This window comes from Okeania sp. SIO2F4 (genome assembly GCF_010672385.1).
Taxonomy (GTDB): Bacteria; Cyanobacteriota; Cyanobacteriia; order Cyanobacteriales; family Microcoleaceae; genus Trichodesmium.
In genome coordinates this window covers 1-7778 of record NZ_JAAHGT010000435.1, presented here as the reverse complement: position 1 = coordinate 7778, position 7778 = coordinate 1, and the positions used below count along the sequence as shown (strand labels likewise).

Sequence of the window (7778 nt, the reverse complement as noted above, 5' to 3'; positions counted from 1 at the left end):
TGCTTTCCGATCGCTCTCTTGGTCGATTGGGGCTAGCGTTCGCGTAGCGTCCCGGAGGGAACGGAGACCTCGCCATCCCATCCTACGGAATGCTGCGCTTTCCGACCGCTTTTTCCCCTTTATTGGGGAGGCTTTAAAGGGTGAATTATCTAATTATTTAATTGTTTAATTGTTTAATTGTTTCGGTAATATAAATAAGTTGCTGATTTATTCTAAAAGTCTGATTCTACACAGCTAGATCGGAAAATGGTATAAGAGATTGAATGTGTCAGGAAATATAAAAAAGCAGATAGAGAATACTTAACTGGGAACTGGGAATAGGTGAAGACACAACTATTTTTCACCATAATTTTAGGAGTATGAATACCGATAGCCTATCAAGCAGCCCGATTTTAACCCTTGGCCTTATTCAAGCTTTAATATTTAGTTGATAAATAAGTTTCTGAATACTTATTTTACTAACATTCTCTAAGAGGATTAAATCTTTAAAAATAGCCTGGTTAAAATTAAGATCATACCTGACTTTTATATCATAAAATCAAGTCAATATTATTAAAATAAACTTACCCCCAATAGAACTGTGATAGACATTAATGCCCCAACAATATCTAGATTGAATCGGCAAATCTATCAACGCTTGAAACAAGCCCTATCCTTAAATCTACGCCGTCAAGTTTTTATAGCTGTATGTGATAATCAACAGCTAAGAAATAGTATAGTCGAAAATTTACAAGCAGATTTAACAAATACTATAAATTACACTGAACAACAAGAAAACAGCAATACACATATATTATTTGTCACACTCAATTTAAACCTAAGTAATCCTAATCCAGTAACTCAAATCAATCAATGGCTTGCCGAAAATCCCCAATTTCAAAAAACAGAAGAATATCAAATATTAGGATTTCAAATTATTGGAATAGAAAACTTGACCAAACAACCCTCAGCAGTTCAATGGTCATTTATTACTAATCTCAAAAAAATAGAAACAAGTCTATCCAAATTAGAATCTAGTATCTTACTTTGGATAACCAAACCTTGGCTAAATACCATCAAACAGTCAGCACCAGAATTTTGGAATTGGCACACAGGTATATTTGAATTTGAAGGAGACCCCACCCCCATAACTCCTAGACAAAAAAAATCATCATTGCCAAACAAAACAAACCCTTTATCTTTCTCCCCATCAATAACTAGCTCACCTTCCATCAACACAGTAAGACCATTAATGGCACTCGAACAAAAGTCTTATACTGTTGAATCAAAAAATTCTCAAGCTTATCTTCTTCCCCCCGCTCCACAAAAACTGCCAGAGTTGCCTATCAACCATATCCAACACCAGGAGAATATTCCACAGCCAGAATTAGAATTAGTGGAACTAGCAAATTTAGTATGGGCAGAAATTTCTAGAAAGTCTGGAGAAGAAAAAACATCCCTGGAAAAACAACAGTTTCAGATCCTCAAAGAAATTCAGGAGCTGAATAAATCTCAATATCCATCTCAAGAGTTAGCTATAGCTTATAAAACTTTAGGGGATTTTCATCGCGATCGCGTCTTAGCAGGAGAAGTCTCGGAGCAAAGTCTAATTATTGCCATTCGTGCTTATGAGATGGTACTTGAGTGGACATTTGAAGATACAGAAAATATGAGCCAATTTTCTCAATCTCAAATTCCTATTCTTGACATTTTTAATGACCTTGCTACTCTGTATTGGATGTTATCTCGTCAAATCAAATCCAGTAAGTCTGATTCATTAGTTTATTTGGAGCGAAGTATCATTCTCTATCAAATGGCTATGGGTGAAATTTCCTCATCCCAAAAAGATACTTATGCCAGATTACAAAAAAACTTAGGTTTAGCTTACGGAGACTTAGCTACCCATCAGGAGGCACAACAGAATTGGGAAAGGTCTATTATAGCTTATCAGGAAGCCATCTTTTATCTAGATAAAATAGCTGATACTCAAGATTATGCCACAACCTTAAATAATTTAGGGACAGCTTATTGGAATTTAGCTCAACATACTCAAGAAGTTGAGCATTTGCAAGGGGCAATTTCCGCTTATGTCGAAGCTATTGATTACTTTACCCCAGAAATTGAACCCCTGAACTATGCCATGATTCAAAATAACCTAGGGATAGCTTATTGGAATTTAGCTCAATTTCAGACACAAGCATCAGAAACTCTAATTCTCAAAGCTATTGATACCTATCTAATCGCCCTCAAGTATCGCACTTCAGAAAATTTTCCCCTTGCTTATGCTGCAACACAAAATAACTTAGGTACCGCATATTGGCATTTAGCTAACCAATTTGAAGAACATCAAATTCGGAGTAAACTTTTCCATGAAGCGATCGCTGCTTATTCCCAAGCTCTAACTATTGCGCAACAGTTTTCTCCTTCTCAACTTACCTTCGACCTACTGGCCACCTATAATAATATTGGACTTGCCTATTATCAAATAGCTATAGAATCGGATACCATATTAGACAAAAATAGTCAAATTAGAAATTTAGAAGCAGCTTTGGAGCATCACTTACTAGCTTATAGTGACAGAATCCAGACTAATATTAATGAAATACAAGAAGAACAAGCTAGTGTAAATTTAAATTATATTCTCAGAATTATCCGTACCTTCTATAGTAAGTATGGAATACAAGGGCAAAATTTAGCTCTTTCTAAAATTCCTAGTAATTTATTACCTAAAATTTTGGTTATGTTGTAATCAAACTAAGATTATAAGTAGGTAGGTGAAAAAATTTACAAGTACGTCCGCAGCGACTGAAGCGGAGCGGAAGGAAGCAATAGATACGGGTTTCAACTGCTTTAACATTTCGTTACATAGTGATGTTTATTCGTGCCTACCTACTTAGAAATTCCCATACTGTTGAGGTACGCGCATTAGTTTGTTGCGCGGGAGTAGAGAGTAGTAATTCGGGAAACAGGGAATAGCGGTGCGACCCCTTGTTCAACAAAGACTGAATGACACTTATAGTAGTTTAAGTTTAGATTGAGACAGACATTTCTTTATATAAAAGAATTTCAGCAGAAAAAGTGTTTTATTATTAAATTAAATAACTATAGTTTGAGTAAACTAATTTAATTATGATACAATAAACTAAGTTCATCCTTTTATATATCCAAGTATTTGAGTTTTCGTACTACATAGTTAACACCCAGAATATAGATTAGAAGACAAATCTTTTCTTTCTTTTGTCGAGGTTAAATCAATTTGTTACCAAGATAGCTATAAACAATGGTCTAAAGATCGTTAAAAATTTTGTTATTTATCAATAAGTAACCATAGATAAACTAATATCATGTCCGCTTAATTAGGGATATAACTCCGTTCAACTCCGCCAACAAAAAAACTTTCTTCTCCTTCTCTCTCCTCCTAATATATTCTTTTTTCCACCACTTCTGAGTTATGAGGACTCCCTAATTATTTATAACTGTTCATCCGGATATGATATAATTCACGGTTTGACTGATAGTTGAATTTTGAGCAACCATCAAAATCATAATTTAGTGTTTAAATAAAAAACCTTGCCTTCTATAGTAAGTATCGAATACAAGAACAAAATTTAGCTCTTTCTCAAACTCCTAGTAATCTATTACCTAAAATTTTAGTGATGTTGTAATCAAATTAAGATAGTATAATAATCCTATTATTCCTGTCAAAGGTTACATTCATAAATTGGTATCATTTTATTCAACAAGGACTGAATGACACTTGGTTTGAGGAAACTACTTTAATATGATACAATAAGCTAAGTGTATCCTTTTATATATCCAAGTATTTGAGTTGTCCTACTACATAGTTAACACCTAGAATATAGGGCAGAACACAAATCTTTTGTCGAGGTTAAATCAACTTGTTACCAAGATACCTATAAACAATGGTCTAAAGATAATTAAAAATTTTGTTATTTATCAATAGGTAACCATAATCAACTAACTTACGGTTTGACTGATAGTTAATATTTTAGCAATCATCAAAATCATAATTTAGTGTTTAAATAAAAAACCTTTCCCCTGTCAAAACATTGTTAATTCTGAATTGAAAACAGCGATTTAGTTTGACAATACCTTAGTTTATATTTAAGATTTTTGTCATGACCTATGCAAAGATCCTAGCGGTTGATGACGACCCAGCAATCAGAACTTTAATTCATCGGTATTTGAGTCAACAAGAATATCAAGTAGAGTCTGCTGGAGATGGCAAAACAGCCCTAGAATTATTTAATCAATTTGCACCAGACTTGGTAGTTTTAGATGTAAACTTACCTGATACAACCGGCTTTCAACTTTGCCAAGAAATGCAAAGGAATACAAATGTCTTTGTTTTAATGCTTACAAGTCTTGCAGATGAGGATAGTAAATTACGAGGTTTTAAAGACGGTGCAGATGATTATATTACAAAACCTTTCGGTTTAGTAGAACTAGGCGCTCGTGTCAGAGCGATTTTAAAACGCCAGAGATTAGTTTCCAACCCAGAGCCAGAAGGTCTCAGTGTAGGAGGTTTAAGTATTGACCCTCTTGGCAGAGAAGTTACTGTTAATGGGGAGTTAATTGCTTTAACAGCGCTAGAATTTGATCTACTATACTGCTTGGCCACTAAACCTGGTCGTGCTTTGAAACGGTCAGAATTAATCCAAGAAGTTTGGGATTGTGAATATGTTGGAGATGAACGGGTCGTCGATGTGCATATTGGCCAAATACGAAAAAAGTTAGAGCATAAAAATGCTAATCTGCCTAAGATTATAACTGTTAGGGGTGTTGGTTATAAGTTAGATATTCCATCGTCTAATCATTAGTTGACATCCTTCCAACACCAAGACTTCACTATGGTCAGGGGTCTCTAAACTTTATGTTTCGCGGAGCGACTTGAATTGCGTTTCGCAGCATGACAAACGGAAAGCTCATCTGAAAAGAGGCTCTAGGTTTCTGTTTTCTAGCACCAGGATAAGGTAAATTTACTCTCTTCCTGGCTAAAAGCTCGCTCTACGGTAGGTCACCCTACCGACCGTTACCCTAAATACTGCCTACCCGGCAGCCAAAATTATACTGGCGTTGATGTCGCGATCGTGGTGAGAGTTTTGAGTTGGTTAACAATTTACGTTTTTTAGCGATATAATACGGTAGTTATCTTCACGCATTAGTAACGAGGGTGAAATTTGTATCTTCTGCACTAATCGCTGCTTAAAGATTTCTGGGTGTCTATCTATTAGACCTCTCCGCTCAATCCCGCTCGTTACCCTCACTCAGAGGAGTCAGAGGAATGTTTCTGATATCTATTGACAAAGACTTAAATTTAGGTATAGAGTTATACAGATGCGGTTGGCTTAACCGTCAATGCCTGTGGATGAGTAACCGCCGACGGCCTTAGGGACGTTGCATGCAACGTCCGTACAGCAGGAAGTAAACATCAAGAAGTCACTTATGATGTGAAGCTTTGTATCAGTTTTATGAAGCAGTTGCAACTAGGACAATCTTACTATCTAAATATTTAGGGTTTGCTGAAAAAGTCTTATGGGTAAAGGTAGGGGTCAAGAGTCAGAAGGAATGGAGAATTACAGAGTGTGTAGTAGGAACAATTGTCCCTCAGTTTTTCCACCATTGTCTACTCAAAATCCTCACATTTTCAGCTTCAGGAAGCAATAAGCTTGCACTTTTAGACCACACGCAAAGGGTAAAGCCTCCATATATATATGCTTTGATATTTAATCAGTAAGCCTTATTTAGAGATAATTTTTCTTTGACTAATTTACTACCATACCAATCAATTTTATAGTCTAATTATCTGAGTAATTCCGACCAGTTAGCGTCACTAATTTCTCCAACTAATTTATGATTCGTGAGCTATGTTTTTTACTGTCAAGTTAAACTACTATAGTTTGCTATCTATTGATTAGTTAGATTAGTCAGTTCATGAGTATAGTCAAACCTTGAATCTTGAATTTGAGCCTTAATTTTTGCTACTTTAAATCTGGCTTTCTGATAGTTATTCGATCCTCATTGTGTTATGAGATAGAGATTTTTGGCTTAATTTGAGTTTCTTGTGTAATTGGTTAAAGCGTTTTAGATTAGGAATTTTTTTGCCATCACTTTTAGTTAGTAAACTACTAATTCCATAGTCCTCTCCTTATAATCTTTAATTTAACAGGAAACTCTAACATTCACTCCGTTGTCTTTACCGAAAAACTAAGGTTTAAAGCCTCTCATGAGCAAGGATAAAAAAAGAAAAAAATTTATTTTAACCAATTCTCTTCTCTTTAAGAAGAGGTAATTATTAATTGTTTCAGCTGTCGCCGACATGAAAATTATTAATTATTGAAGTAGCATTCCGAAGGAAAGAAAGAAAAGGAAACAGACCGATATTCCTCACAAATCTTAGCCCCTCGGTAGAGTGAAAATCATTTTGTAGTCTGCAAACTTTGATAAATCTCAGTCGCTACTTCTGTACCACGACGAACACAATCTCCCAAAGCTACACCACCAATATAATTGCTACAAAGATACACACCAGGCCAAGATTTTAAGCCATGATTAATTTGAGCCAGCCTAGAATTATGACCTAAATTATACTGAGGAATAGCACGAGACCATATATGCACCGCCAGAACTTTTGGTTGTTCCGCATCCTGCTTTAATAAAGTTTGACAAAGGTCTTGATGTACCCGTGCAACGATCGCTTCACTATCTAACTGAGAAATTTCTGGGTCTGTTGCACCCCCAATAAAATTAGTAAAAATTTGCCATCCTGGAGGTGTTCTACCAGGAAATAAAGCAGAAGACCAAATAGTACCAAGAGTCCGGATACCTTGACCTCTAGGAATCAGATTACCAAAGCCATCTATCTTTGCCTTGATAGAAGAAACAGGATATGCCAAAACTACACAAGCAACAGTAGGATAATAAAATTCATCGAATGCAGAAGCAATTTCAGGCAGCAAAGGTCTAAATAATTCAGCACAAACATAAGCAGGAGTAGACAGCACAATATTACGAGTCTCTACTTCTTCAGAACCATTAGGAGTAGAAAATTCTGCTATATAAGTTTGTTCTTCTGTACGACGAATACCCGTGAGATGCCAATTTAGTTTTACTGCCTCCCCTAAATAAGTAGCGATCGCTTTTGGTAATACCTCCAAACCACCTCGAAAAGAACCCAACTCCCCAGCTTTAGTCTTGGGAATATTAGGATCGGCAGCAACCTTTGACTTAGGATTTCTTTTGGCAGATAAAACAGCACCAGCCAAAAGTCCACCACCAAGATCGGTCATTCGAGCCACTCTAGAAAAAGCAGCAGCAGCACTAAGTTGACTAGGGTCTCCAGCATAAACACCAGAAACAAAAGGTTCCACCAATCGCTCCATCACCTCTAGACCAAGATGTCTTTGGAAAAATTGGGATACAGTTTCTTCGCCCCCTTGCTGAGACAGACCAATACCAACAGTAGGTGGCACAAAACCCAAAGCACCAACTAAGGCGCGTAACTTTCCAGAATCACTCAGTAGCTTAGACTTTAGCATAGCCGTTGGACCCATTGGCACTGGTAACAATTGACCATTCCAATAAACGTAGCGAGGTAACTTGCGATCTGCAAAAATCAAATCCTGTTTAAGGTCAACATCAAAAGCCAACTTTAAAAGCTCAGGTGTGGGAGAAAAACTATTCGGACCTTCTTCCCAAAGGAATTCTCCTTGAGAAACTGTGGTGATATTACCCCCTACTCGGTTTTGGCTCTCAGCAACTAAAATCTTCAAGGGTGA

The 7778-nt window shown here is 36.4% G+C and carries 3 protein-coding genes; 2 read left to right on the top strand and 1 reads right to left on the bottom strand.

The features are described 5' to 3' along the window. Positions 1-580 precede the first annotated feature (580 nt). Positions 581-2728: a tetratricopeptide repeat protein gene (locus tag F6K22_RS23925; protein WP_293103658.1), complete on the top strand. Its 2148-nt coding sequence runs from the start codon at positions 581-583 to the stop codon at positions 2726-2728. A gap of 1390 nt (positions 2729-4118) precedes the next feature. Beyond that, positions 4119-4820 (top strand): response regulator transcription factor, encoded by a 702-nt coding sequence (locus F6K22_RS23920; protein WP_293103655.1) that lies wholly within the window; start codon positions 4119-4121, stop codon positions 4818-4820. Between the two features lie 1599 nt (positions 4821-6419). Here F6K22_RS23920 and hemG read toward each other — a convergent pair. Further along, a partial coding sequence (hemG, locus tag F6K22_RS23915; RefSeq protein WP_293103652.1) for a protoporphyrinogen oxidase occupies positions 6420-7778 on the bottom strand: 1359 nt, incomplete at its 5' end.

What these genes read in the sequence shown, in the direction of transcription:
- F6K22_RS23920 (WP_293103655.1), top strand. Translation starts at nt 4,119, where the DNA reads ATGACCTATGCAAAGATCCTAGCGGTTGATGACGACCCAGCAATCAGA.